The organism is Mesorhizobium sp. M7A.F.Ca.CA.004.04.2.1 (genome assembly GCF_004022825.1).
Taxonomy (GTDB): domain Bacteria; phylum Pseudomonadota; class Alphaproteobacteria; order Rhizobiales; family Rhizobiaceae; genus Mesorhizobium.
In genome coordinates, this window is sequence record NZ_RZPH01001533.1 from 1 (window position 1) to 867 (window position 867).

The following is an 867-nucleotide window of genomic DNA, read 5'->3' on the forward strand; positions in this document are numbered from 1 at the left end:
CATCACCATCGGCGTGAAGAAGAAATAGACCAGCGATGCGCCCATCAGGAACAGGATCGGCGATGCGATCAGGAACGGCAGGAAGGCGTTGCGCTCGTTCTTGTACAGGCCGGGCGCGATGAACTTGTAGATCTGCGTGGCGATCAGCGGAAAGGCGATCACCATGCCGCCGAACATGGCGAGCTTGACCTGGGTGAAGAAGAATTCCTGCGGCGCCGTGTAGATCAGCTCGACCTTGTGCGGATCGAGCCCTGCCCACTGCGTCGCCCATTTGAACGGCACGACCAGGAGGTTGAACAGTTTCTTGGCGAAGAAGAAACAGACCAGGAAGGCAACGAAGAAGCCGCCCAGCGACCAGATCAGCCGCCGGCGCAACTCGATCAGATGCTCCATCAGCGGCGCGGACGATTTCTCGATCTCGTCCTTTTCGGTGTCCGAAACGCTCACTTGGCGGCTCCCGCCGTCTTCTTGGCCACCGGCTTCTTCACCGCTGCAAGCTTCGGTTCGGCTTTCGCCCCCATCTTGGTCGCTACAGTCTTGGCCGCGACAGCGTTGGCCGCAGCGGGCGTCTTGGCGCTGGGCGCTTCAGGCTGTGCCGTCGTCATGGCCTTCGCCTGCGTCTTGGACGCAGACGCTGCCTTCGCGGCAACCTTTGCACCATTTGCCGAAGCTTTTGCAGCCGGCGTCGCTTTTGCCGGCGCAGGCTTGGCTGGTTTCTTCGCCGCGGACGCCTTCGGCGCCGCAACGGGTTCCGCCGGCGCTGACGAGGTCACCACCGATTCGTCGGTCATTGCCGGAAAAACCGGCGCTGCTGGCGCTGCTTCCGGCGCGTTGACGCCAGGCATGGTCGTTGCACCGTTCTTCAAC

The 867-nt window shown here is 62.3% G+C and carries 2 protein-coding genes; both read right to left on the reverse strand.

Annotated elements, in window-relative coordinates; genetic code table 11:
* On the reverse strand, nt 1-447 hold a 447-nt coding region (locus EN893_RS35930; protein WP_164901486.1), incomplete at its 3' end, for a twin-arginine translocase subunit TatC.
* On the reverse strand, nt 444-605 hold the full coding sequence (locus EN893_RS38845) for a hypothetical protein (protein WP_206640260.1): 162 nt from the start codon (nt 603-605) through the stop codon (nt 444-446). The genes EN893_RS38845 and EN893_RS35930, both read right to left, overlap by 4 nt.
* Nucleotides 606-867 lie beyond the last annotated feature (262 nt).

Coding starts and splice junctions, on each gene's coding strand:
- EN893_RS38845 (WP_206640260.1), bottom strand. CDS start 605: ATGACGACGGCACAGCCTGAAGCGCCCAGCGCCAAGACGCCCGCTGCG.